General features: G+C 62.9%; 23 protein-coding genes. 15 read left to right on the top strand and 8 right to left on the bottom strand.

Features of this window, described 5'->3' with window-relative positions:
- Positions 1-769 precede the first annotated feature (769 nt).
- From NLM15_RS36925 to NLM15_RS36905, 5 genes are all read left to right on the top strand, one after another.
- Complete coding sequence (locus NLM15_RS36925) at positions 770-1,195, top strand: hypothetical protein (protein ID WP_254122890.1); 426 nt, start codon at positions 770-772, stop codon at positions 1,193-1,195.
- Between the two features lie 135 nt (positions 1,196-1,330).
- The gene (locus NLM15_RS36920; protein WP_254122889.1) at positions 1,331-1,693 is read left to right on the top strand and encodes a hypothetical protein; all 363 of its coding nucleotides are present in this window, start codon (positions 1,331-1,333) and stop codon (positions 1,691-1,693) included.
- Between the two features lie 469 nt (positions 1,694-2,162).
- Entirely contained in the window at positions 2,163-3,290 is a 1,128-nt protein-coding gene (locus NLM15_RS36915; protein ID WP_254122888.1) for a nucleoside 2-deoxyribosyltransferase, read from the top strand.
- 114 nt (positions 3,291-3,404) lie between these two features.
- Positions 3,405-3,938: a hypothetical protein gene (locus NLM15_RS36910; protein ID WP_254122886.1), complete on the top strand. Its 534-nt coding sequence runs from the start codon at positions 3,405-3,407 to the stop codon at positions 3,936-3,938.
- Between the two features lie 1,006 nt (positions 3,939-4,944).
- Entirely contained in the window at positions 4,945-5,106 is a 162-nt protein-coding gene (locus NLM15_RS36905) for a DUF2934 domain-containing protein (protein WP_254122884.1), read from the top strand.
- Between the two features lie 192 nt (positions 5,107-5,298).
- Here the strand turns inward: NLM15_RS36905 and NLM15_RS36900 are convergent, their stop codons facing one another.
- The gene (locus NLM15_RS36900) at positions 5,299-5,691 is read right to left on the bottom strand and encodes a tautomerase family protein (RefSeq protein WP_254122883.1); all 393 of its coding nucleotides are present in this window, start codon (positions 5,689-5,691) and stop codon (positions 5,299-5,301) included.
- 213 nt (positions 5,692-5,904) lie between these two features.
- On the opposite strand from NLM15_RS36900, the gene NLM15_RS36895 reads away from it, so the two are divergent.
- Both NLM15_RS36895 and NLM15_RS36890 read left to right on the top strand, forming a co-directional pair.
- Entirely contained in the window at positions 5,905-6,792 is an 888-nt protein-coding gene (locus NLM15_RS36895; protein WP_254122881.1) for a LysR family transcriptional regulator, read from the top strand.
- 93 nt (positions 6,793-6,885) lie between these two features.
- Positions 6,886-7,173, top strand: a complete 288-nt coding sequence (locus NLM15_RS36890; RefSeq protein ID WP_254122879.1) for a DUF2934 domain-containing protein — start codon at positions 6,886-6,888, stop codon at positions 7,171-7,173.
- 226 nt (positions 7,174-7,399) lie between these two features.
- Here NLM15_RS36890 and NLM15_RS36885 read toward each other — a convergent pair whose 3' ends face one another.
- Positions 7,400-9,187, bottom strand: a complete 1,788-nt coding sequence (locus NLM15_RS36885; protein ID WP_254122877.1) for a peptide ABC transporter substrate-binding protein — start codon at positions 9,185-9,187, stop codon at positions 7,400-7,402.
- 263 nt (positions 9,188-9,450) lie between these two features.
- Between NLM15_RS36885 and NLM15_RS36880 the strand changes: the two genes are divergently transcribed.
- Positions 9,451-10,008 (top strand): hypothetical protein, encoded by a 558-nt coding sequence (locus NLM15_RS36880; RefSeq protein ID WP_254122875.1) that lies wholly within the window; start codon positions 9,451-9,453, stop codon positions 10,006-10,008.
- A 56-nt stretch (positions 10,009-10,064) separates the two neighbouring features.
- Here NLM15_RS36880 and NLM15_RS36875 read toward each other — a convergent pair whose 3' ends face one another.
- The 5 genes from NLM15_RS36875 to dctP are packed head-to-tail and all read right to left on the bottom strand — an operon-like array spanning position 10,065 to position 15,937.
- Complete coding sequence (locus tag NLM15_RS36875) at positions 10,065-11,588, bottom strand: malonyl-CoA synthase (RefSeq protein WP_254122873.1); 1,524 nt, start codon at positions 11,586-11,588, stop codon at positions 10,065-10,067.
- On the bottom strand, positions 11,585-12,994 hold the full coding sequence (locus tag NLM15_RS36870; RefSeq protein WP_254122872.1) for a malonyl-CoA decarboxylase: 1,410 nt from the start codon (positions 12,992-12,994) through the stop codon (positions 11,585-11,587). Before NLM15_RS36870 ends, NLM15_RS36875 begins: the two co-directional genes overlap by 4 nt.
- A gap of 17 nt (positions 12,995-13,011) precedes the next feature.
- Complete coding sequence (locus tag NLM15_RS36865; RefSeq protein WP_254122870.1) at positions 13,012-14,367, bottom strand: TRAP transporter large permease; 1,356 nt, start codon at positions 14,365-14,367, stop codon at positions 13,012-13,014.
- A complete protein-coding gene (locus tag NLM15_RS36860; RefSeq protein ID WP_254122868.1) occupies positions 14,364-14,921 on the bottom strand; it encodes a TRAP transporter small permease in 558 nt (185 codons plus the stop codon). The genes NLM15_RS36865 and NLM15_RS36860 overlap by 4 nt, the downstream gene beginning before the upstream one ends.
- Positions 14,918-15,937: a TRAP transporter substrate-binding protein DctP gene (dctP, locus tag NLM15_RS36855; RefSeq protein WP_254122867.1), complete on the bottom strand. Its 1,020-nt coding sequence runs from the start codon at positions 15,935-15,937 to the stop codon at positions 14,918-14,920. Before dctP ends, NLM15_RS36860 begins: the two co-directional genes overlap by 4 nt.
- A 123-nt stretch (positions 15,938-16,060) precedes the next feature.
- Between dctP and NLM15_RS36850 the strand changes: the two genes are divergently transcribed.
- The gene (locus NLM15_RS36850) at positions 16,061-16,747 is read left to right on the top strand and encodes a GntR family transcriptional regulator (RefSeq protein WP_254124602.1); all 687 of its coding nucleotides are present in this window, start codon (positions 16,061-16,063) and stop codon (positions 16,745-16,747) included.
- A 47-nt stretch (positions 16,748-16,794) separates the two neighbouring features.
- Here the strand turns inward: NLM15_RS36850 and NLM15_RS36845 are convergent, their stop codons facing one another.
- On the bottom strand, positions 16,795-17,373 hold the full coding sequence (locus NLM15_RS36845) for a TetR family transcriptional regulator (protein ID WP_254122866.1): 579 nt from the start codon (positions 17,371-17,373) through the stop codon (positions 16,795-16,797).
- A 141-nt stretch (positions 17,374-17,514) separates the two neighbouring features.
- On the opposite strand from NLM15_RS36845, the gene NLM15_RS36840 reads away from it, so the two are divergent.
- The 6 genes from NLM15_RS36840 to NLM15_RS36815 all read left to right on the top strand — a co-directional run bounded on the left by NLM15_RS36840 (position 17,515) and on the right by NLM15_RS36815 (position 23,617).
- Positions 17,515-18,978, top strand: coding sequence for an MATE family efflux transporter (locus NLM15_RS36840; protein WP_254122865.1), 1,464 nt, complete (start codon positions 17,515-17,517; stop codon positions 18,976-18,978).
- A gap of 252 nt (positions 18,979-19,230) precedes the next feature.
- The gene (locus tag NLM15_RS36835; protein WP_254122864.1) at positions 19,231-20,013 is read left to right on the top strand and encodes a MetQ/NlpA family ABC transporter substrate-binding protein; all 783 of its coding nucleotides are present in this window, start codon (positions 19,231-19,233) and stop codon (positions 20,011-20,013) included.
- Between the two features lie 133 nt (positions 20,014-20,146).
- Positions 20,147-21,181 (top strand): putative FMN-dependent luciferase-like monooxygenase, encoded by a 1,035-nt coding sequence (locus NLM15_RS36830; protein WP_254122863.1) that lies wholly within the window; start codon positions 20,147-20,149, stop codon positions 21,179-21,181.
- Between the two features lie 26 nt (positions 21,182-21,207).
- Complete coding sequence (locus tag NLM15_RS36825) at positions 21,208-21,807, top strand: CMD domain protein (protein ID WP_254122861.1); 600 nt, start codon at positions 21,208-21,210, stop codon at positions 21,805-21,807.
- Between the two features lie 14 nt (positions 21,808-21,821).
- On the top strand, positions 21,822-22,400 hold the full coding sequence (locus NLM15_RS36820) for an alkylhydroperoxidase domain protein (protein WP_254122859.1): 579 nt from the start codon (positions 21,822-21,824) through the stop codon (positions 22,398-22,400).
- A 59-nt stretch (positions 22,401-22,459) separates the two neighbouring features.
- Complete coding sequence (locus NLM15_RS36815; protein WP_254122857.1) at positions 22,460-23,617, top strand: ABC transporter substrate-binding protein; 1,158 nt, start codon at positions 22,460-22,462, stop codon at positions 23,615-23,617.
- The last annotated feature ends 49 nt before the right edge of the window (positions 23,618-23,666 follow it).

The raw sequence follows: 23,666 nt of genomic DNA, 5'->3' as shown, positions 1-23,666 counted from the left end.
AAATTTTGCCCGGTTCGTAATTCGCGACCTGTCGCGTCGGCGGCAACACTGGATGGTCGATGAACAGCATTCGCTGACTGACCCGCAACAGTCCACACTCGATACCGTGTTCAATCCGCATCGGAGCTTCTGGCAAGCTGACCCGGGCGTACAATATCGAACTCAAAGACCACCACGGCGCCCTATGCGATGCCCGCGTAGCAGCCCACCTCGTCAACTTGATCAATGCAAAGCGTATTGAAGGTGGGAACGGGACAGAAGAGATTGTGGCGAGATCGCAGTTCCTGAAGTCGAGCGAGCGCCGGTACTTCGCCACGGCAAGCTCCTCTTCATCAAGCAAAGCTGCGCGCTTGCGTCTCTCACCACAGCTTTGTATCACCGACACAAGACACAGGCGCATCGTGTTCGGCCGCTTTCATTGATTTTGCTCCGGAATTTCCGGTTTTGGTAGAGAGTCCCTCTCCCGCTACCAAATTCCCACCGAAGCATTGATATCTGTAGCAGACAGACGAACGTCCATCGCCCGATCCAAACCCGTGGGATTTGTGGATGCTCGTTGCATCGAATTCGCCGAGGCTGCACGTCGGCGTGACCAAACGCTGAAGTTGCGCTACTTTCTCATCTCATTATGGCTGAGATCTATGGGCTGTATTCATGCCGCGACGGAACTGTCCGCTATGTAGGCGAGACGACATATCCGCGCGAAACAAGATACGAGCAGCACCGGCGCCTTGCTTGGATGCAGGATACCCGACTTAGGCGATGGCTCGTGGGCGAGTGGAAGGACGGATTTCCCGTGAATCACGTGCGACTAGAGTGGCGCGACCATGCATCGCGCTTCGATCGGGAGACGAGTTGGATCAGAAAATTTCCGAATCTTGTCAACGACCGGAAGCATTCGGGATGGATAAATCTCATCCCTCGTGGGCGTCGCGCGCCAAAAGTACCAGAGATCATTCGCTATATGCGGGGGCACTGCTTCAATGTGGATGGCCGACGCGGCATTCGCTATCAGGTCGGTTCAGACCGCTATTGCGTGATGATTTTCACCGGCAGCAATTATGAATGGCTTGAAGGAAATGACGAAACCGTTTGGTTTTCGGATTTGGCTGCCGCCGAGAATGCGCGGGATCGACATTTCAGGTTCAGGCCCTATCTTCGGCGCTATCCAGACTTCGTAGTCGAAGCGATTTGATTACCTGAGCGAATTTCGTTTGGCTTTATCCATTCTACGCACTGTCTCTGCTTGGCTTTCAATAAGTAGAGGCACGCCCGGCGAGGGTTCGGGCGGGACCATCAAGTCTAAGAGATAGTAACGGATAGTGAGAGAATGGCTGACAAGGCAACACAGAAGAAGACGGAACCATCGCGAGCGTTTTGGTTCGGAGCATTTCTAATGCTGTTTGGCCTAGGCGCCGTAGTCTTTGAGTGGTTCAACAGAGATGCGGTAGCGATAGTCGGAGCCGTGCTGTTAGGCTTCGTTATCGGGATGTTTGTCAGCTTCTTTGTGCAAGAGGCAAAGGAATGGACGCGGCAAGCTATGACGGCATCTGTTGCCGTGATAGCGAGCGCAGGTCTGTTAGCCCTATTGCGTTATGGTGCCCCGAACCCAAGCGACGTTTGGTTCTATCCGGCCGGGCTCGTCATGGGGTTCGGTTTTGGTACAATTTGGGACGCAATCGATCCAGCCTAGCTGCCGAAAGGATGAGGTCAGATTTTTGCGGCAAGCTATTATTCGAGGGGAAGCTCTGGTTCGGAAGCAACCGAAATGCGCTTTGCCGCTTCAATGTTCTTTTCGGCTAGATTGAATTTCGGCTAGATTGAATAGCGCGTAGGATGGGTAGAGCCCTTGCGAAACCCATCACATTTCAAGCCGGAAACTCGTCGTTGGGTTTCGCTTCGCTCTACCCATCCTACGGGCTGCGAAACTTGGCCATGCCACGCCGATCGGTTAGGCTCAGTGTCATTCTAGCGCGCCTTACAGTAGATCATCCAGCCAGCAGCACTTCAGGTGGGCGGCGTACTTGCGAAGCCCATCATGCTCTACCGCCCGACAAACTTTGATGGACTTCGCTTCCGATACTCATCCTAAGGGCTAAAGGGCAAAGTGCTATACGCGAAAGGTAGGAGTAGTTACAATCCCTGCGGGAAAGGGGGGATTCATGTCTACAGAGGACGATCGCGAGTCGGAGGCCGTCTCGGCGAAGGCCAAGAAGACGAAGAAATCAAAGAAAGTGCAGAGAAGTAAAAAAGCGGTTCGTAAAAAGGCCGCGGCGGCCAACGGCCCTGGAAGCGGCGGTGCCGCCAAGTTTCCTCGCCATTCAATTGAGCGGGCCTTACGAATCCCAAGGGCGATTATCGAACAAAACGCGGGTAAAGAAAGTTCTGAAGCTGAAGCCGCGGCATACGTAGGTGTAGGCTTGGGCGGGCCATTCCGGGTGGAGATAAGCTCGGCAATTAAATATGGTCTGTTGTCGCGGCCGCGTGCCGGGTACGTTGATATTACTGAAAGAGCGCGCCAAGCGGTTCGGCCACAGAAGCCGGGCGACGACATTGAATCGCTGCGCCAAGGGGTCCTTGAGGCGCCAGAAATTTCGGAAGTTTACAAACACTATCGGGGCGAGGATTTGCCCGACGGGGCTTTCTTTACTAACGCCCTAGTCGATAAATTCAAGATTCCTTCAGACAAGGTCGCTGAGTTCATATCGATCTTCATGAGTTCGCTTGAGAGTGCTCATCTCATCGAAAAGAGGGGAGACAAGTCTCGCATTCTCGATATCACTTCCTCAGAGGATCTCGAACCTGAGGCCGCCCCGAGGCGTACAGCTGGGGCTACGCCGAAAATCGCCGCGGGCGATAGCTGCTTCGTTGTGATGCCGTTTGCTGGAGCAATTGGAGGATATTTCCATCACGTGTATGAACCAGCAATCAAGAAGGCTGGACTGGTTGCTGTACGAGCCGACGCCGACATATTTGGCACCGGAAAAATCATTGATCAAATTTGGTCAGGAATAAATGCGGCAAAGGTACTCGTGGCAGAGCTTACGACCAAGAACCCGAATGTCTTTTATGAGCTGGGGTTGGCTCACGCGTTGAATAAGCCCGTCGTTCTTGTCTCCTCAAACGAAGAAGACGTGCCTTTCGATCTTAGGCACATTCGTGTCATCTATTACGACGTCAGTGACCCGTTCTGGGGGCAAAAGTTAATAGAGAAAGTTGCTGAAAATATAGTTTCGGCATTGAAGAATCCCGAGGAGGCGGTTTTCAAGCGGGCGTTGGAATCAAAATAGCTGTCGTGGGTTCGATAGGATTGAGTGCTTTCTCTCCTTTCCTCCAATGGAAGTCACTCGGTTATATTAGGTGCATCCACCTCGATGAGTGGAAGTCTGGGGATTGAATTCGCAATGGAAGATGATTTGTTTAGACCATTGATGACACGAGAAGAGGCGCTGTTGCTGTCTCGGGAATACAACTACGGCAATGATCTTGAGTTAGAGAGAGCGGGTGACGCGATTCGTAACGGAGACTACGCGCGTCGGCATTTCGATGCGATCTTCAAGTGGAAAACTAGAAACAGAGGAAAGTCTCGGCCGCAGAAGAATTCCGATGCCGAGATTGCAGAAGCCTTGAGAATCGTGGTGGCGGTGAAGTCGCCGAGGCTTGCGATCTCCACGCTATGCGGACTTGTTGGAGTTGCAATTCCTGTAGCGTCGGCAATCATGACTTCTATCAAGCCGAGTGAGTATACGATTATCGATTTTCGAGCACTTGAAGCGCTAGACCAAGACGCGGACCAGGTATGGTCTCTTGCGTACTACGAAAGGTACTTGTCGTTCTGCAGAGCGTTGGCGGCCGAATGGGGAATGTCTTTACGAGATCTCGATAAAGCGCTCTGGATGTGGTCAAAAAAGAATGGCGATGTCGAAGTGGTGCCCTAGCCCAGATAAAGCGAAGCGCAATCCGCGCTAAACTGTTCAAAACATGTGAGTGCCTTTAGGATGTCTCCGCGATTTTGGGGCGGCTGGCGTTGCTGTGTTGTCACCCCGTCAACCCCTCCCCACAAAAATATTCCACTTTACCGAAATTCGGATTTGTCGTACATCTCGCCCATCCCGGCTCACCCTTGAGGGGCGATCACGTGTCGTGCTGATCGCAGAGCCGGGCTTGCGGTGGACGCGGCAGCGTCGGGCGCGAGAAGTGCGGGCGGGGCGGATTGCTCTCCGTGAGCCCAAGACTTCGTGCCGGACGAGCGGCGCTGTCAGGTTCGTCGCGCCAGCATTTCGATGGCAACGTGCACAACGCCGTCGAACCCTGTGGCGCCAACGAACCGTGCGTACGGCAAAACCGTGTGGTCCTGGCCGTCGTTGCTACGGTCAAGCCTTGGCGGAGGCGGCATGCGCGTCAACCGGCGCGGTGTCGGCGACTTCTGTTGGGGTGAGGGAGGCCAGAACGAACTCGGCTCCCGGGAGAGCGCGGCATAAGCCGTCCAACCATCGCGCAGGGAAGGCCGTGTGTTGGGCTTCACCTGTATGCTGCTGTGCGGTTTCCTCTGCGCACCATCTTCGCGCAGCGGACCGCGGGTGCCAGCCGGCACCCGGCCTTCCCTGCGCCCTCTTGGCTCAAGAGGGCGGCGAAGCAAAGCTCGGGCGAAACCGGCCGCGAGAACGCCAAGCCGCGTCAGCTGGAAGGAAGCCGCGTCAGCTTGAAAGGAAGGCGTGTCGGCTGGAAGGCGCGTCAGCTGTTTGACAATCGAAGCCGCGTGCGATCTCCCGATCAAGACTTGATTCCGCTTCGCACCATCACGCGCGTCTGAAGGAACTCTTGCGCCCGATCGCGGCTTGACTCCGCGGGCCAGCGTCTCCGCCGCTTGCTGGTCTGCACGGCCCCGCCTCCAAGCCCCCGTACCCCCAAGGGTGGGGCCGTGGCTAAAGATCAGGAGATGCCATGCCTGAGCCGACCGAGCAGGACATCAGAGACCGCGCGCACCGGCTGTGGGAGCGAGCCGGCAAGCCGGAGGGCCGCGAGGACGAGTTTTGGCAGGCGGCCGAGCAGGAGTTGCGCAACGAGGACAAGTCGGATCCCAAGCGGACGCCGGATACACTGTGACCAGCAAGAACTGCCCATTCTGCTTCGGTCTGGGATGGGTCTGCGAGAACCATCCGCTCCGGGCGTGGAGCGAAGAGCTCGGCGGCTGCCGGTGCGGCGAGGGAAAGCCTTGCACCTGCAACACGACCGAAGATCCCGAAACAAGAGTCGTGGTCGTCGAAGCGGATACCACCTGGCACTGAGCCTGCGGGCTCACGCCAGCTCGCCCGTCACAAACTGCGCGCGGCCCAGTCCGAACGACCAGTCGGCGTCTCCGTTCTCGACAAAGGACACGATGACATCAGAGCTGTCGAGATCGCAGGCATCCTTCAGCCGCCGGCAGAGCAGCTTGTAGAATTCGAGCTTCTGCGCCTCGGGCCTGTGCCGGGACGTGACCTCGACCAGGACGGCCTTGTCGGTTCGCGCAATTCCAAGACCGGTGTCCAGCGCGATCATCCGCCCGGAACGATATTCCGACACGAGCTGATAGCGGTCGCCATCGGGCACGTGAAACGCGGCGACGACCGCTTCGTGCGCCGCGTCGAGCAGTGTCCTGATCTCGGCGTCCGTTCGTCCCTCGTGCATGTTGAATCGAAGCAATGGCATCTGCTGTTTCCTTATCTCTGCTTTGGCGAGGTCGCGTTACTGACGGCGGCCGAACGACACCGGGGTAGGCCTGCCCGCGCGCATGGATCACCTCGAATGTTGGACAGGTTGGATCGAAGGCTTGATCCCTTGTGATCTATGGCGCATAAAATCGCACATCAACGCATGAGATTGCGCCTCCATTGTGCATAAAATGTAGGACGTAGGCAGGGCATGGATTGGGAGCGGGTGAGGGTATTCTTGGAGGTCGCGCGCGCGGGGCAGATCCTCAAGGCGTCGAAGAACCTGCGCTTGAACCACACGACGGTCGCGCGCCAGGTGACCGCGCTGGAGAAGAGCCTGAAGGCGAAGCTGCTCGAACGGCACACCTCCGGCTGCACGCTGACGGCGGCGGGCGAGGCCTTGGTCCAGGCGGCAGAGCGCGCGGAAAGCGAGTTCCTCAAGGTCGGCGCCAGCATCGGCGGCAGTGCGGACGCCGTCAGCGGCACGGTGCGCGTCGGCGCACCGGACGGGCTTGGCAATTACTTTCTGGCCGAACATCTCGGCGCATTGGCGGCGCGCCACCCGGGACTGATCATCCAGCTCGTGCCGCTTCCGCGCACATTCTCGCTGTCGCGCCGCGAAGCCGATATCGCGATCACGCTGGACCGGCCGAAGCAGGGCAGGCTCATCCTGTCCAAGCTGACCGACTACACGTTGAGCGCCTACGCCTCGGAGAGCTATCTCGCGCGCGAGGGGCCGATCAACGCGCATGCCGATCTGGCCGGCCGCCTGTTCGTCACGCACATCGAGGATTTCGCCTACAGCCGGGCCCTCGACTACGCCGCCGAGTTCGGCCGGCTGATGTCCCGCCGCTACGAGTGCGGCAGCATCGTCGCCCAGGTCGAGGCGGTCCGCGCCGGCCACGGCATCGGCATCCTGCACGACTACGCGGCAGTCCGTTACCCCGAATTGCGTCGCCTGCTGCCAGACGTCCGCTTCGTCCGAAACTACTGGCTGACGTCACATCCCGACACCCACGCAACGCGCCGGGTCCAGGAAGTGCACCGGTTCATCGCCTCGTCGGTCAAGGCGGCGCGGGCTTCGTTCGAGCTGGAGTGATGGATGACTGAGGGAACAGAACTTCCCGGAAGGGAATTCTCCGTCTGAGCAGCACGGGCTCTGACACAGCCCGTTCCCACAGCGGTGTCGGCGGTGGACGAGAAGCAAAAGATAGAGCACCAGATTGAACTCGCGACGCGAGCGGCCACGCTCGTCAAGGACGAAGCCACCGTCCAGCGCTTCAGGAGCTTCGCCGAGGAATTGAAGCGAAAGCTCCTTCGCATGATGCGGCGCGGTCAGGTGCGGGCGCGAGCGTACGAACTCTGGGAGGAGGCGGGTCGGCCGGTCGGTCGCGACCTGGAATTCTGGCTCGAAGCGGAACGGCAGATCGAGGAAGAGCGCGAGGAGAGGAAGTCTTCGGGCACTCCCTCGAAGCGATAGCCGCCAGCTCTATCGGTGCCCACAGAGCAAAAGCCGCCGGGCTCTTCACCCTGGCGGCTTCGAAAGTCCGTAGCTGTTGATCGCCTCGCCAGCCTCGTGCGTACCGCCGTTACCTTGTTTGCGGCCATGCCCGACCTTTCTAGGCGAAGGCAGCTGATTCTGCTGTGACCTGATGCACACAGTGGACAGATGATGGCGGCAGGCAGCCGTTAACCCGCTTTCGCGCTCAGCTCCGATACCAGCTCCCCAGGTTCCAGGTCGTGACGTCCCACCCCGAGATATCCGCCATCAGGCTATTGACGCCGGCGCCGACGATGTTGCGGGAGAGCAGCGGCACCAGCACATTGGCCTCGCAGAAGATCTCGTTGACCCTGATCAGGAGCGCGGCGCGCTTGACCGGATCGAGCTCCTGCTGCGCGGTCTTGTAGGCCTTGTCGGCCTCGGGATCGGACCAGCGCGAGATGTTGCGGCCGAGCCATTTGTTGTCCTTGTTGGCGATCTCCCAGGAGACGCACTGGTTCAGGAACCGCTCCGGATCGGGCTGCGGCTGCGTCGTGTTGTACATCTCCATGTCGCAATAGAGCTTCGAGTAGGTGTCGGGGTTGCCGACATCCGACGAGAAGAACACCGATGCGGTGACCGATTTCAGCTCGATGTCGATGCCGGCCTTCTGGCAGGCCTGCTTGATGATGGCCTGCGTCTTCTGGCGCGGCGCGTTGATCGAGGTCTGGAAGACGTATTTGAGCTTCTTGCCGTCCTTCTCGCGGATGCCGTCCGCACCCTTCTTCCATCCGGCCTCGTCGAGGATCCTGTTGGCCTTGTCGACGTCGAACTCGTATTTCAGCTTGCTCGACTTGAACTGCTGGGGCTGGTTGACGAAGCTCGCCGTGGCGATGCCGCCGCGGCCGTAGATGAATTTCTGGATCGACTCGCGATCGATCAGGAGGTTGAACGCCTGGCGTACGACCCGATCGGACAGCGTCGGGTGCCTGGTCTTGACGCTGGAGCGCTCGCCGTCGACCTCGGTCCACGGGTCCGTCGTGTTGAGGATGATGAACTCGACGTTGCCGGAAGGCGTGATGTCCACCCTGCCTTTCCCCGTGGCCTCCATGCGCTTGAGGACCTCCTCCTCCACCAGCAGGTTCCAGGCATAGTCGTATTCGCCGGTCTGCAGCACGGTGCGCGCCGCGGAGACCGCGTCGCCGCCGCCCTTGACCTCGAGCGTGTCGAAATGCGGCTGGTTCTTGACGTGATAGTCGGGATTGCGTTCGGCCCGGATCAGGTCGCCCGGCTTGAACTCGACGAATCTGTACGGGCCGGTGCCGACCGGCTTCAGATTGCCCGGCGCCTCGCGCGACTTTGCGCCGGCATAGTCGCCAAAGTGATGCTTTGGCAGGATCTGGCCGACCGAGCCGACGAAGGGATCGGCCCAGAACGGGGTCGGGGCCTTGAACAGCACCTTGACGGTGTGGTCGTCGATCTTCTCGACGGTGATGTCCTTGTAGGACCCCGTGCTGTACGCGGCGGTCGCGAGGTCCGCGGCGTAGGCCCAGGTGAAGACGACGTCGTCGGCGGTGAAGGGCTTGCCGTCATGCCACTTCACGCCCTGCTTCAGCTTCCAGATCACGCTCATGCCGTCGGCCGCGAGGCTGCCGTTCGCCTTGGTCGGAATCTCGGCGGCGAGGCAGGGGATGAGGTTGCCGTCCTTGTCCCAGCCGGCGAGCGGCTCGAAGAAGATGCGCGAGGCGACCTGATCCTTGGTGCCGATCGCGAAATGCGGATTGAGCAGGGTGGGCGCCTGCCAGAGCAGGATCTTGAGCGGGCCGCCGCCGCCGGCCTTGGTCGGCTTGTAGTCAAGCGTGGAATTCGCCATCGCCACGTCGTTCCAGAGCAGGATCTGGCTCGCGACCGGCGCTGCGATCCCGGCCGCCGCCATCGTCCGGATGAACGAGCGTCGCGACAGCGTGCCTTGCTTCACCTCCGCGATGGATTTGCGAATCTCGTCTTCGTTCATCGGATGACCTCTACCTCGAAGCAAAATCGTCGCCGGCAACCCATCATGTTGCATCATGCGCGAGGCGGCAATGCCGACGAGGCCGCAAGGCCCTGCGACGAAATGACGAACGCGCAGATGGGCACTTTCTGCCTGGACAGATTTGCCGGCGTGACGGACCTGCCATCCGGAATTCGCGATAAGCCCTTGAAGGCTATGACGCTCTCATCTGGCACGCACATTGCACGCAGAACGTGCGTTCGCAATGACAGTGGAGTTCGCGTATGAGCGTCGGCAGCATGAGCAGCATCGGTGGCGGAAGCGCGGCAAGTTCGCCTTCGTCACCCGGTCAGGCCAAGTCGGCCGGTTCACAGGATGGCGCCTCGACATTCTCGTCTCTGCTCAATGACGGCACGCCTTACGACGAGGTCAAGGTCAGCCTGCCGAACGGCATGTCGATCGGCATCGTCCACTTCGGTGGCGGCGGTCTGGACAGCAGCATGCTCAAGTCCATCGAGGATTTCGTGCAGAAGCTCGCGAGCCAGCAGATATCGGCAGATCCGGCCGCCAGCGCCGGTCAGGCGCAGAATGACGACACGCCCGACGTTGTCGGGATCGACAAGATCCATGTCGATCTTCCGAACGGAATCTCGTTCGATGTGCTGCATTCCTCAGGCGGCCAGGCCACGAATAGCGATGCCGTCATCAAGGAGCTCACCGAGGCCGCCGAGGAGCTTGCCGAAACGCTGTCGCATTATTCACCGGCATCGGCCGCAGCGTCCGCCTATGCCTCGCAGGCCACGTCGTCAGGCCGCAGCAGCCAGCTCGACGCGAGGAGCTGAGCAGGCGCGCCCGGTCGCCGCAGCACGTGCACGATGCCTGCATGCGACCGCTCGACCTAGCTGGCTTTGGTCGCGTAAAGGGCGGCGAAGCGCTCGCGCAGCAGATTCTTCTGCACCTTGCCCATCGTGTTGCGCGGCAATGTCTCGACGAAAACGATGCGCTTGGGCTGCTTGAATTTCGCAAGACGCCCTGACAGCGCGGCGAGAATGGCGCGCTCATCCAGCGACGAGCCCGGCGACCGGACGACGGCGGCCGTGACGCCTTCGCCGAAGTCGGCGTGCGGCACGCCGACGACGGCGCTTTCCGAGACCCCGGGAATGGCGTCGATCTCGGTCTCGATCTCCTTCGGATAGACGTTGAAGCCGCCGGTGATGATGAGATCCTTGCCGCGGCCGACGATGTAGAGATAGCCCTGCGCGTCGAGCTTGCCGAGGTCGCCGGTGATGAAGAAGCCGTCGCTGCGGAATTCGGCGGCGGTCTTGTCAGGCATGTTCCAGTAGCCGGCGAACACGTTGGGTCCCTTCACCTCGATCATGCCGACGTCGTCGATTGGCAGGATGGCGCCCGTCTCGGGATCGGCCACGCGAACCTCGACGGCGGGAAGCGGCCTGCCGACGGAGCCCGCAATGCGGGATCCCGCATAGGGATTGGAGGCGATCATTCCGGTCTCGGTCATGCCATAGCGCTCCAGGATCGCGTGTCCGGTTCTCGCCTTCCACGCACGGTGAGTCTCGGCCAAAAGCGGTGCAGAGCCGGCGACGAACAGTCTCATGTTGCCGGTCGTGCGCTCGTTCAGATTGGTGCTCTCGAGCAGGCGGACATAGAAGGTCGGCACGCCCATCAGCACCGTGCTGCGCGCCATCGTCGCCAGAATGCGCTCCGCGTCGAATTTCTGCATGAACAGAATGCGCGCGCGTCCTGCGAACGTGACGTTGCAGGCAACGAAGAGCCCGTGAACGTGATAGATCGGCAGGGCATGGATCAGAACGTCCTTGCTCGAATAGCGCCACTCTTCGACGAGCGTCAGGGCGTTCGAGGCCAGGTTGCCGTGCGTCAGCATGGCTCCCTTCGAGCGGCCGGTCGTGCCCGATGTGTAGAGAATGGCGGCGAGGTCGTCATTCGCCCTGGCTACGGTGTCGAATCCCGTCGGGAAATCCGCCGCGGCATCGGCCAGCGAGCCCTTGCCGTGGTGATCGAGCGTCTCGACCCGGCCGCCTGCCTTGGCGGCGATGGCGCGCAGGTCGTTCGCTTCCCTGGGATCGCACACGATCAAGGTCGGCTGCGCATCCCGAATGAAATACTCGGTCTCAGTCGGCGTATAGGCGGTGTTGAGCGGCAGATAGACCGCACCGGCGCGGAGCGTTGCGAGATAGAGCGCGACGGCCTCGACGGATTTCTCGACCTTTGCGGCGACGCGGTGGCCCGAACCGACGCCGATCCTGGCGAGGAAGTTCGCGAACCTGCCGCTGAAGGCGGCGAGTTCGGCGTAGCTCAACGTCGCGCCGTCCTCCTTCTCGATGCAGATGGACTGGTCGGACTCCGCGCCTGCCAGCAGGCGATCGTACAGGTTCGAGGTCATGACGAGCTCTTCCGTTGAGAGTTGGTGTGAGGGCTGGGAACGAGGTCGCGCGACGACAATCTGGCGCGGAGCGCCTTCTTCACCTTGTCGGACGCCACCACGGTGCCGTGCTCTGCGAAAGCTTCGTGATTCGCCTCGATGTGCTCGAGCGCGTAGAGATAATTGACCATCAGGCCGTGCGATTGCTTGATGCCCTTGGCCGAGGCATCGCCGAGGAAATTCAGCCGCTCCAGGCGGGCGCCGTTGCCGAGATGGAAGCGGGCGACCGGATCGACCGGCTTGCCGGACGGCAGCTTTGCCTTGAGGAAGTAATAGGCGGCAAGCGCGGTGATGGCGTCTTTCGCCTTTGCGATGTCGCCGCCCTCGTCGAGCGCGGCCATCGCGCGGCGCGTGTCCTCGTCGATCGCGCCGGAGGCCTCGGACTTGAGTTCGCGCCGGACCCAGCCGGCAAAGCCGGGGACCGGCGACAGGGTGACGAAGGTCTTCAGGTTCGGCAGCTCGCGGGCGAGATCCTGCACCACCTGCTTGATCAGGAAGTTGCCGAATGAGACGCCGGCAAGGCCCTTTTGCGTGTTCGAGATCGAATAGAACACGGCGGTCGTCGCCTCGCGCGCGTCAATCGCTTGGCGTGATTTGTCCAGCAGCGGGCCGATTGCGCCGGGAATCTCCTTGGTGAGCGCGATCTCGACGAAGATCAGCGGCTCGTCGACCAGTTGCGGATGAAAGAATGCGTAGCAGCGGCGATCCGGCGGCTCGAGCCGGTTGCGCAGATCGTCCCAGTCCTGGATGGCGTGGACGGCCTCATACCTGATGATCTTCTCCAGGATGTTCGCCGAGGTGGTCCAGTCGATCGGCCGCAGCACCAGGAAACCTCGGTTGAACCAGGACGAGAACAGATGGACGAAATCGTCGTCGACCGGCTGGAGCTCGGGATGCTCGCGCAGGAGCGAGAGCAGCACTTCGCGCATGCGCACCAGCGACGAAGTCCCGCCGGGCGCCAGGTTGAGGCGCCGGATCAGCTCCTGCCGGCGCGGCTCCGCGGCGGCATGGAGCGCCTCGAGCTTGGTGCCGTCACCGCCTTCCTTGCGCTGGTAGCCGGCGATCGCAAGCTCGATCGCGCGACGGTCGGGCCCGAACCGGTCGGCGAGGGAGGTGAGGAATTTCAGCCGCTCCGGCTCGGCCGCCTGCTCGAAAGCCGCAAGCAGGGATTGCGCGATCGCAACGCCGGAAGCTTCGCCTCGCCTGGACAGCAGCGCTTCGCCCAGAAGCGCGAGATCGCGCGCCTCGCCCGCCTCGCGTTCCGGCTTGATGCCGAGAACCGCGCGGCCGCGTTGCGTCAGCGTGTCGATCAGCCCTTGCAGGAATTCCGGCGTCGTGATGCGTCCGGACCTGGTGTCGTTCAGCATGGTTCATGCCTCCTCGGTTATCGCGATGGCGGGCCCATCACCAGATTGGGCAGAAAGGTGGAGATCGACGGCGCGAGGCACAGCAGGACGACCGCGCATGCCATCAGCAGGACGAAGGGCAGCGTTCCCCAGATCACGTCACGCAACGGAATGTCGGGCGCGATGTTCCTGATGACGAAGATGTTGAGGCCGACCGGCGGATGAATGAGCCCCATTTCCATCACGATCGTCATCACCACGCCGAACCAGATCAGGTCGAAGCCTGCATCCTTGAGTGGCGGCAGGATGATCGGCGCGGTCATCAGGATGATCGAGACCGGCGGCAGGAAGAAGCCGAGCACGACCACCAGCACCAGGATCGCGCCCAGCAGCACCCATCGCGAGAGCTGCATCGCGACGATCGCCTGCGCTGCGCCCTGGCTGATGTGGAGATAGCTCATCACGTAGGAGTAGAGCAGCGACATGCCGATGATCAGCATCAGCATGGTCGATTCCTTCAGCGTCGATTCCAGGATCGGGCCGAGATCCCTGGGGCGCCACACGCCGTAGATCGAGGCGATCAGGACCAGCGCGAGGATGCCGCCGAGACCTGCGGTTTCCGACGGCGTCGCATAGCCGCCGTAGAGCGCGACCATCACGCCGCTGAGCAGCACCACGAAGGGCATGACGCGCGGCAGTGCGCCGAACCGCATCGCCATGGTGAAGCGCTCGTTCGACAGGATCGGATGTTGCGCCGGATCAGCCGCATAGGCCCGTTGCGCCGCGGCGTATTCGGCCTTGAACCTCAGCACCGCGTAGGTCGCAAACAGCAGCACCAGGAGAAGGCCCGGCCCGATGCCGGCAAGGAACAGGCGTCCGAGCGACTGCTCCGCCGCGACCGCGTACAGGATCATGGTGATCGAGGGCGGCAGCAGGATGCCCAGCGTGCCGCCGGCAGCGATCACGCCCGCGGCGAAGCCGCCGGAATAGCCGCGCTTGCGCATCTCGGGAATGCCGGCGGAGCCGATCGCCGAGCAGGTCGCCGGAGACGATCCGGCCATCGCGGCGAACAGCGCGCAGGCAAAGACGTTGGCGATCCCGAGTCCGCCGGGAATGCGGCCCATCCAGACGTGCAGCGCGCTGTAGAGGTCCTGTCCTGCCTTCGACTTGCCGATCGCTGCGCCCTTCAGGATGAAGAGCGGGATCGCCAGCAGCGTGATCGAGGCCATCTCCTCGTAGACGTTCTGCGTCACCGTATCGAGCGATGCGGCGGGCATGAAGAAGTACATGAAGATGACGGCGACGGCGCCGAGCGCCAGCGCGATCGGCATGCCCGAGGCCATGACGGCAAGCGTCGCACCACCATACATCAGTCCAACGGCAAGCGTGCTCATTTGCTCCTCCATCCGTCGAGGCTCGAGGCGAGCTGAAGCGCGATTTGCAGCGTCATCAGCGTCATGCCCAGCGACATCATGCTGTAGGGAATCCACAGCGGCGGGGCCCAGGTCGATCCGGATACCTGTCCGTCGACCCATGCTTCGTGGAACAGCGTCCAGGATTTCCAGGCGAAGAAGCCGCAGAACAGCAAGCTCGCCGCGTCGACCACCAGCATGCGGATCGCATTGCCACGCTTCGACAGATAGCCGGTGAGGGCCTCGATGCCGATATGGCCGCGTCCCGACTGCACGAACGCGGTCGAAAGGAACGTGGCGCCGACCAGCAGGAACACCGCGGCCTCGTCCTGCCAATAGGTTGCGGCGTTGAAGAAGTAGCGCGCGGCCACGCTGTAGCTCAGGATCGTGCTCGCGACGATGAGCGCGATCGAGCAGAGGACGACGATCGTCCTGTTGAGCAGGGTCATCGCGCGGTTGATGCGTCCCACCGGGGAGCCGGGTCGCGCCGCGGTCGCGACGGCGGAATGGCCGAGATCGATACCGTGCGCGCTCATGAGCCGGCCTCCATGGCAAGCTTGATCAGGCGGGCGCAGTTCTCGTTCTTGTTGGCGTAATCCTTCCAGGCCGTATCGCGCGCAAGCTCCCGCCATGCCTGAACCGTCTTGTCATCGAGATCGTGGACCGTCGCGCCGGCGGCCTGGTAGACCTTGGCCACGCGGACATCATCCTCCACCGCCGCAGCGCGGCCGAACGCCTCGAGTTCGGCGCCGACCGAGACGATGATGTCGCGCTCCTCGTTCGAAAGCCGATCGAACACCGCCTTCGACATCACGAGCGGCTCGAGCATGAACCAGTAGCTCTTGGCCCGCCCGGTCGTCAGGTGCTTGGCAAGTTCCTCCAGGCGGAACGAGGTCAGGCTGGTCGACGAGGTGAGGGCGGCGTCGCAAGCGCCGGTCTGCATCGCCGCATAGAGTTCATTGGAGGGGAGCGACAGCACCGAGGCGCCGGCGGCCTGGAGCACGAGATCCATCTCGCGCGAGCCGCCGCGGATCTTCATGCCCTTGGCGTCGCCGACCTCGACCAGCGGACGCGCGCGGCTGGCGACGCCGCCGGCCTGCCAGATCCAGGTGACGATGACGATGCCTTTGGCGGCGAGAAACCTGGTGAACTCCTGGCCAATCGGCTTGTTCTTCCAGCCGAGGCCCTCGTCGTAACCAGTGACAAGGCCCGGCATCAGGCCGATGTTCAGTTCGGGAAGATCTCCGCCGGCGTAGGAGATCGGAATGAGGCTCATGTCGAGTGCGCCTTTGCGCATCGCCGAGACCTGGGCGTTGGTCTTCATCAGCGACGAACCGGGATAGATCTCGGCGGTCATCGCTCCCTTGCTGCGCTCCTGGATCAGGCTCGCGAACCGCCGGCAGAGCCGGTCGCGGAAATCGCCCTCGGTCGCCGTGCCTCCCGGAAACTGGTGCGAGATCTTCAGAGCCGTAGCCGCGCGCGCCTCTCCGAACCGGAGCAGGGCCGGGGCCGCAATTCCCAAGGCCAGGACGTGGCGTCTTGAAATCTTCATTCCATACCTCCCGTTGGCAGATTGCATTTTTTATTTTCAATCTTGCATACAATTTAAGTATGAACTGCATGCTGTATGTTTTGTCAAGTATGTGGTATGGAATCTTTGGATCGGGTGTATACAATGAGCCAAGCCTTCAGACTGAAGCAGTCGATCGAAGACGCTGTAATTGCAGGGGAATTTCAGCCGGGCGATCGTCTGGACGAGGCCTCGCTCGCGGAGCGATTCGGAGTGTCGCGCACCCCGATCCGTGAGGCGCTGCTCCAACTCGGCGCCGAAGGCTTCATCGATGTCCGCCCGCGCCGGGGCGCGATCGTGAGCGTCCCGTCACCAACCCGGCTGTTCGAGATGTTCGAGACCATGGCCGAGATCGAAAGCGCGTGCGGCCGGCTGGCTGCGCGTCGGCTGACCCCGGACAATGATGCGGCGATGGAGACCGCTCACCGCGCCTGCGAAATCGCCGCGCGGGAAGGCGACAGCGAGCAGTACTACGCCGATAATCGCGGCTTTCACGAAGCGATCTACCGCGCCAGTCGCAACAGCTTCCTGGCCGATCAGGCTTTCGCCTTGCACAAGCGGCTGAGCGCCTATCGCCGCATTCAGCTTCGGGCGCGTAATCGTCTGCTGCAATCACTCCAGGAGCACGCCGGGATTCTCGAAGCGATCCGCGCCGGCGACGAGCAACTCGCTGCTACGCGGCTTCACGACCACGTTCTGGTGCAGGGCGAGCGGTTCTCCGACATGGTGCTTGGCCTTGCCGGCGATCGACGATCGGATGCCGCCGGCGGCAGAAGCGGGACGGCGAAATAAAGAGAGGCGGTCGGGCAATCTTCCGCCCGCTCGGCTTGCGGGCTCGCTTACCGTGCGCCGGCCAGACTGACGGCGGCTTCGACGGCGTTCTCCAAGATCTCATCAGACAATTGCCGGTCGTTGACGGCGCGCGACAATTGCAGTGCGCCGACCATTGTCGCGTAGATCGCGATCGTCTTGCGGCGCCGCTCGTCCGCCGACCCCCGCGGGAGCTGCGCCGCCATCAGCGCGAGGATGTCGGTGATCTTCGCCGTGAAGGTATCGCGCGTCGGCCTCGGATGCCGCGCGATCTCGGCGACGAGGGCCGCGGTCGGGCAGCCGGTCGCCGCGCGGTCGCGATGGCGCGGCGACAGATAATCGCGGATCACGGTCTCGAGCGCGACGCCGTTTTCGAGATTGTCCTTGTGCCGCTGCTCGCGCCGCTCCAGCGCGTCGCGCAACACCGCGCGCACCAGATCCTCCTTGGAGGAAAAATGGGTGTAGAAGGCGCCGTTGGTCAGGCCCGCCTCCGCCATGATGCCGGCGAGGCCGACCGCGGCGATGCCGCTCTCGCGGAACCGCGACGAGGCAACATCGAGGATGTGCCGCCGTGTCGCGTCGCTGTGTCCCTTGTCGTAGCGCGCCAATCCGGCCTCCTGCGACCCGGCTTTTCCGCCCGGCCACAAAATCGTGAGCGGGGGTCTATTGTATTACGATCATAATAAGACATTATGGTCATAATACAATGGGCGGCCGACCGGCGGTCCGCTACGCACAGGATCGAGCCCATGTCAGTCGAAGATGCCGCCGCACCGGTCTCGCCCGCCGTGCAGATCGTGGCCGGCACCGCGGCTCCGCTTCGCGCGGCGGCGGCGTCCGCCCCAAGCGCGGCGGCAAAACAAAGCGCGGCCGAGCAGAGGCGTGCGGCGCTGCTGACGGCGCCGATCCTTCCGACGCTGCTCAAGCTCGCGCTGCCGACCGTGACCGTCCTGGTGGCGCAGACCGCGGTGAACATCGCGGAAGCCTATTACGTCGGCTTCCTCGGCACCGATGCGCTCGCGGGCGCCGCGCTGGTGTTCCCGATCTTCATGCTGATGACCATGATGTCGAACGGTGGCTTCGGCTCGGGCGTTGCGTCTTCGGTGGCGCGCGCGGTCGGTGCCGGCCGCCGCGCCGACGCGGAGGCGGCGCTCTATCATGCCGTGGTGCTTGCGATCATGGCCGGCGGCGCGTTCACGCTGGGCGTCATCATTGGCGGTCCCCATCTGTACCGCGCCCTCGGCGGCACGGACGGGGCGCTCGCGGCCGCCACCACCTACTCCAACTATTTGTTCGCCGGCGCCATTCCGGTGTGGATCGTCAACCTCCAGGCCGCCGCGCTGCGCGGCGCCGGCAATGTCAGGGTGCCCGCGCTGGTGACGCTGGTCGGCGCGATCGTGACCATTCCGGTTTCGCCGGCGCTGATCTTCGGGTTCGGGCCGATCCCCCGGCTCGGCATCGGCGGCGCCGGTGTCGCCTTCGGCCTCTATTACGGCGCGGCGATGCTGTTCCTGCTGCGCTACATGGCCTCGGGCGTGTCCGGCCTCAAGCTGCACATCGTGCCCTTGCGCGCAAACATCTTCGCCGACATGCTGAAGGTCGGCATCCCCACCGCCTTCAACGCGGTGCTCACCAATCTTACCGTCATCCTCGTCACCGGCGCGGTCGGCCTGTTCGGCACCTCCGCGCTCGCCGGCTACGGCATCGCCTCGCGGCTCGACTACATCATGATCCCGCTGCTGTTCGGCGTCAGCACGGCGACGCTGACCATGGTCGGCGTCAACATGGGCGCGGGGCAGACGGCGCGGGCGCGGAAAATCGGCTGGATCAGCGGCGTCGTCGGCATGATCATGACCGGCACGATTGGCGCGCTGGTTGCGATCTTCCCGACGGCCTGGCTGCACCTCTTCAGCCATGACGCGGACGTCGTCAGCGAAGGCATGACCTATCTGCGCATCGTCGCGCCGGCCTATGCGGCGCTTGGCTTCGGATTCGTCACGTCGTTCGCCGTCCAGGGCACCGGCCGTGCCATGGGCCCGCTTGCGTCGTCCGCCGCGCGCATCCTGATCGCGGCCGGCGGCGGCTGGATCGCGGTGGTGAGCTTTGGCGCCGGCATGGCGGGGCTTGCCTCCATGGTCACGGCCTCGCTCGCCGCTTACGCTGCGATCTGCGTCCTGATCATGGTGTCGCCCGCGACGTGGCGGACCGCGTAGACGGGCTCACTGGAGGCCGGCAACGCCAGCGCATGAAGGGTCGACGCCATCGCGTCGCCAATTTCGCTCGCCGCGTGCCGCTTTGCCGTGATGCGCCTCACGCTTGCGCGGGCGCAATCGTTCCCCACATCGGGTCGAACGGAGAAGCGTTGTCCGCGTCATCAGGCAAATATGGATTTCCATTTCATTGATTTCGCCCGGCGGAGAAGCGAATACGGTTCCAATCATTGCCGCAGACCTACGGAGACCAAGATGTCGTTTCGCCTCCCCCTGATCCTCGCGACCGTGCTCGCCGCCTGGTCGGCAGCAAGCTCCGCCGAGACCATCAAGATCGGCGTGACGCCGGGCCCGCATGCGCAGATCCTCGAGGCGGTGAAGCCGATTGCGGCGAAGAACGGCCTCGACATCCAGCTCATCGAGTTCTCGGACTACGTCGTGCCGAACGCCGCGCTCGATGCCGGCGAGATCCAGGCCAACTCGTTCCAGAACCAGCCTTATCTCGACAACCAGAAGGCCGACCGCGGCTACAAGATCGAATCCGTCGGGCTGACCGTGAATTTTCCGATCGGCGTCTACTCGAAGAAGCACAAGGCCTTTGCCGATATCCCCGAGGGCGGCAAGGTCTCGATCCCGAACGATCCGACCAATGGCGGCCGCGTGCTGCTGCTGCTGCGCGACAAGGGCGTGATCAAACTGAAGGACGGCACGGGCTTCAAGCCGACGGTGCTCGACGTCACAGAGAATCCCAAGAAGCTGAAATTCATCGAGGTCGATGCCGCGCAGGCACCTCGCGCGCTCGACGACGTCGACGCCGCCGCGATCAACACCAACTATGCCACCCAGGCCGGTCTCGACCCCGTCAAGGATCCGATCCTGCGCGAGGACCCGAAAGGCCCCTACGTCAACCTGATCGCCATTCGCACGGCGGACAAGGACAAGCCCTGGGTCAAGATCCTCGTGGACAGCTACCACACGCCGGAGGTCAAGGAGTTCGTCCTGACCAAGTTCAAGGGTGCGGTGCTGCCGAGCTGGTAGGCAATCTGCCCAGCTCCAGCGCAGGGGGCGATCCCGGCGGGCCGCCTTGCGTACGAGCCTTGCGCAATGCCCGCTTGTCTGGAGCTGCGGCAACCGACATCATCGGGGCCCATCCTCGCCCGACAGGGGTCGTATGAAACGCTTTGCAAACCTGAAACGACTGGGCTTCTTCACGCGCCTCCTCGATGAAGCCCCGCCCGCCGAGCGCTATCGCTTCGCCGCCGAGCAGATCGTGCGCGCGGAGAAAGCGGGCCTCGATTCCGCGTGGATCGCGCAGCATCATTTCCACGAGCGCGAGGGTGGCTTGCCGTCGCCCTTCACCTTCCTCGGCTACGTCGCGGCGCAGACCTCGCGCATCCGTCTCGGCACCGGCATCGTGACGCTGCCGCTGGAGAACGCGGTGCGGGTGGCGGAGGATGCCGCGGTGCTCGATCTCCTCTGCAACGGCCGCTTCGAGCTCGGCGTCGGCACCGGCGGCAATCCGTCGGCCTTTGCGGCCTTCGGCCTCGACAGCGCCCAGCGCAACGAGATTTTCGCCCGCAACCTGGAGGTCGTCCGCACCGCCCTGGTCGGCAAGCCGCTCACCGGCGGCGATACGATCTATCCGCAGCGGCCCCAACTGGACAACCGGATCTGGCAGGCGACGTTCTCGGTCGCCGGCGGCGCCCGTGCCGGCAAGGCGGGCGATGGCCTCTTGCTGTCGCGCACGCAGCCGCGGCCCAAGGAGGCGCCGAAGGCCACGCTCGCCGACATCCAGAATCCGGTCATCGATGCCTATCTCGAAGCGCTGCCGCCGGGACGCGAGCCGCGCATCATGGCCTCGCGCAGCGTCTTCGTCGCCGACGACCGCGCCGAGGCGATGCGCCTCGCAGACATTGGCTTGCGGCGCGCTCTTCCGCAATTCATGAAGGGCGGTCACCTTCCCCCGGGCGAGACGCTGGAGGAGATGATTGCGGCATTCGACACGCATGTCGGCGCGGCCGACGACGTCATCGCCTCGCTTCGCGCGGATGCCACGCTGGAGCGGGTGACCGATCTCGTCTTCCAGGCCCATTCGGTCGATGCGCCGCATCCCCATATCCTGCGCTCGATCGAGCTTGTCGCGGAGAAGGTCGCGCCGGCGCTGGGCTGGACCCGGGCCGCGCCCAATGTGGCGCTGGTGGGCTGATCGGAATGATTGCACGAGGTTGAATGATGGCAACACCGGATATCATCGACACGCTCGCCGGAATCGAGCCGGGCTCGGCCCTGGACACGATCCGCGCCCGTCGGCTGCAGGCGCGCGAGAATGCGCAGAAGAGCTATCTCTCGCTGTTCGAGCCGATCGATGCGAGCGACTTTTCGCTTACGGAGCGCGCGGCGGTCGCGGCCTTCGTGACCGGGCTCCATGGCGAGTCGCCCGTTGCGACCTTCTATCGCGAGAAGCTTGCGGCCACCGCAGATGGCAAAAAGCTGCTGGAAGTGATCGACGCCGAGATCGCGCGAGGCAAAACCTCGGGTCCGTATGGCTCCTTTCCGGCCGGTCCGCTGTCGGTCGAGAACACGGCCGGCCTGATCTATCGCGTGAGTGCGGCGAGCAAGTCCGCTCTCGGCGCCCGGCTCGTCGCAGCGCTCGAGCATGCGCATCTGCTGGTATTCCGTCCGCGCGATGCCGCATCCGCCGACATGCAGGCGCTGCTTGCCGCCGGCTGGTCGAACACCGGCATCGTCACGTTCTCCCAGCTCGTCGCGTTCCTGTCGTTCCAGGTGCGGGTCGTCAGCGGCTTGCGCACGCTCGCCGCAGCGAACGCATAAGAGGAGGCTGCATCATGAGCGCCACCGTCAATCCGCCCGTCGTCTTCACCCAGGACGAGCTCGGCTGGGTCTCCTGGATCGAGCCGTTGCCCGAGGCCGACCTGACCGAGCGGCACTTCAATGGCCTGGTCGATCGCTCCCGCGCCAAGTCCGAATATTTCCGCCTTCTCGTGCGCGATCCCGAAGTGCTGGAAGCCCGCACCAAGACCGACAAGGATATCTTCTACAACGTCGTCGATGGCCTGCCGCGCGCCGAGCGCGAGCTCGCGGCGGCCGCGACCTCGCGCTACAACGGCTGCATCTATTGCGCCTCCGTGCATGCGCGCTTCGCCAGCACCTATTCCAAGCGCCGCGACGACGTGCAGCGCCTGCTTGACGAAGGCATCAAGGCCGATCTCGGCGAGCGCTGGAACGCCGTCGTCAAGGCCTCGGTCGCGCTGGCCGCGACGCCGATCGCGTTCGGTCCTGACAATATCGAGGAGCTGCGCCGCGCCGGCCTCGACGATGCCGAGATCGTCGACGTCATCAACGGCGCCTCGTTCTTCAACTGGGCGAACCGGCTGATGCTGTCGCTCGGCGAGCCCTCGAAATAGGCAATCTCACCGGCACAAGAATTGCTGCTTATATCAACACTGACTGGATGGAGCCGTGCATGAGCAACATCGATCGTCGTACCCTGGTCAAGGGCTCGCTCGCCGCCATGATGGCGGGAGCGGCTGTCTCGCGCGCGGCCTTCGCACAATCCTCCGAGCCGATCCTGCTGGGCGTCAGCGGTCCCCTGACCGGGCCGAACGCGCAATATGGCACGCAGTGGAAGCAGGGCTTTGATCTCGCGCTCGACGAGATCCTTGCAGCCGGCGGCATCAATGGCCGCAAGCTCGCCTACAATTTCGAGGACAGCCAGAGCGACCCGCGCCAGTCGGTGGCGATCGCCCAGAAGTTCGTGTCCGATCCCCGCATCGTGCTGGAGCTCGGCGACTTCTCAAGTCCCGCCTCGATGGCGGCATCCCCAATCTACCAGCGCGCGGGCCTGGTGCAGTTCGGCTTCACCAATTCGCATCCTGACTTCACCAAGGGCGGCGACTTCATGTGGAGCACGTCGGTCAGCCAGGCCGACGAGCAACCGCTGCTGGCGTCCTATGCCGTCAAGCGTCTCAACCTGAAGAAGCTCGCGGTGCTGCATCTCAACACCGATTGGGGCCGCACCAGCCGCGACTATTTCGTCAATGCCGCCAAGGAATACGGCGCGGAGATCGCGGTCACCGAGGGCTACATCGCCGAGGAGCGCGACTTCCGCTCGACGCTGGTGCGCGTGCGCGACGCCAATCCGGACGGGCTGATCCTGATCTCGTATTATTCGGACGGCGCATTGATCGCGCGTCAGGCGCGCCAGGTCGGCTTGAAGCAGGTGATCTGCGCCGCAAGCTCGGTCTACTCGCCAAAGTTCCTGGAGCTCGGCGGCGAAGCGGTCGAGGACGTGCATGTCGGCACGCGCTACTTCCCGGAAGACCCGCGTCCCGAGGTGCAGAAGTTCATCGCGGGCTTCAAGAAGAAATACAACGGGCAGGAGCCCGATGCTTTCAATGCCTATGCCTATGACGCGATGAACATGGCGGCCGCGGTGGTGAAGATCGGCGGCACCGACCGCCGTGCCATTCGCGACGCCTTCACCAAGGTCAAGGACGTCCCGAGCGTCATCTTCGGCACCGCGACGTTCGACGTCGCGACCCGCCGCGTCAAGGGCGCCATGAATGCCGAGCTCGTCGTGCGCAAGGGCCAGTTCGCGCTCTGGGACGGCAAGCCGACCTGACATGATGGTCGGACCAAAGCATGATCCGGAAAAGTGCGAAGCGATTTTT

Source organism: Bradyrhizobium sp. CCGB20 (genome assembly GCF_024199855.1).
Classification (GTDB): domain Bacteria; phylum Pseudomonadota; class Alphaproteobacteria; order Rhizobiales; family Xanthobacteraceae; genus Bradyrhizobium.
Note: the sequence above shows the minus strand (reverse complement) of the source record. Positions and strands in the feature narration are given on the sequence as shown.

What these genes read in the sequence shown, in the direction of transcription:
- NLM15_RS36920 (WP_254122889.1), top strand. Translation starts at nt 1,331, where the DNA reads ATGGCTGACAAGGCAACACAGAAGAAGACGGAACCATCGCGAGCGTTT.
- NLM15_RS36915 (WP_254122888.1), top strand. Translation starts at nt 2,163, where the DNA reads ATGTCTACAGAGGACGATCGCGAGTCGGAGGCCGTCTCGGCGAAGGCC.
- NLM15_RS36910 (WP_254122886.1), top strand. Translation starts at nt 3,405, where the DNA reads ATGGAAGATGATTTGTTTAGACCATTGATGACACGAGAAGAGGCGCTG.
- NLM15_RS36905 (WP_254122884.1), top strand. Translation starts at nt 4,945, where the DNA reads ATGCCTGAGCCGACCGAGCAGGACATCAGAGACCGCGCGCACCGGCTG.
- NLM15_RS36900 (WP_254122883.1), bottom strand. Translation starts at nt 5,691, where the DNA reads ATGCCATTGCTTCGATTCAACATGCACGAGGGACGAACGGACGCCGAG.
- NLM15_RS36895 (WP_254122881.1), top strand. Translation starts at nt 5,905, where the DNA reads ATGGATTGGGAGCGGGTGAGGGTATTCTTGGAGGTCGCGCGCGCGGGG.
- NLM15_RS36885 (WP_254122877.1), bottom strand. Translation starts at nt 9,187, where the DNA reads ATGAACGAAGACGAGATTCGCAAATCCATCGCGGAGGTGAAGCAAGGC.
- NLM15_RS36880 (WP_254122875.1), top strand. Translation starts at nt 9,451, where the DNA reads ATGAGCGTCGGCAGCATGAGCAGCATCGGTGGCGGAAGCGCGGCAAGT.
- NLM15_RS36875 (WP_254122873.1), bottom strand. Translation starts at nt 11,588, where the DNA reads ATGACCTCGAACCTGTACGATCGCCTGCTGGCAGGCGCGGAGTCCGAC.
- NLM15_RS36870 (WP_254122872.1), bottom strand. Translation starts at nt 12,994, where the DNA reads ATGCTGAACGACACCAGGTCCGGACGCATCACGACGCCGGAATTCCTG.
- NLM15_RS36865 (WP_254122870.1), bottom strand. Translation starts at nt 14,367, where the DNA reads ATGAGCACGCTTGCCGTTGGACTGATGTATGGTGGTGCGACGCTTGCC.
- NLM15_RS36860 (WP_254122868.1), bottom strand. Translation starts at nt 14,921, where the DNA reads ATGAGCGCGCACGGTATCGATCTCGGCCATTCCGCCGTCGCGACCGCG.
- dctP (WP_254122867.1), bottom strand. Translation starts at nt 15,937, where the DNA reads ATGAAGATTTCAAGACGCCACGTCCTGGCCTTGGGAATTGCGGCCCCG.
- NLM15_RS36850 (WP_254124602.1), top strand. Translation starts at nt 16,061, where the DNA reads ATGAGCCAAGCCTTCAGACTGAAGCAGTCGATCGAAGACGCTGTAATT.
- NLM15_RS36840 (WP_254122865.1), top strand. Translation starts at nt 17,515, where the DNA reads ATGTCAGTCGAAGATGCCGCCGCACCGGTCTCGCCCGCCGTGCAGATC.
- NLM15_RS36835 (WP_254122864.1), top strand. Translation starts at nt 19,231, where the DNA reads ATGTCGTTTCGCCTCCCCCTGATCCTCGCGACCGTGCTCGCCGCCTGG.
- NLM15_RS36830 (WP_254122863.1), top strand. Translation starts at nt 20,147, where the DNA reads ATGAAACGCTTTGCAAACCTGAAACGACTGGGCTTCTTCACGCGCCTC.
- NLM15_RS36825 (WP_254122861.1), top strand. Translation starts at nt 21,208, where the DNA reads ATGGCAACACCGGATATCATCGACACGCTCGCCGGAATCGAGCCGGGC.
- NLM15_RS36820 (WP_254122859.1), top strand. Translation starts at nt 21,822, where the DNA reads ATGAGCGCCACCGTCAATCCGCCCGTCGTCTTCACCCAGGACGAGCTC.
- NLM15_RS36815 (WP_254122857.1), top strand. Translation starts at nt 22,460, where the DNA reads ATGAGCAACATCGATCGTCGTACCCTGGTCAAGGGCTCGCTCGCCGCC.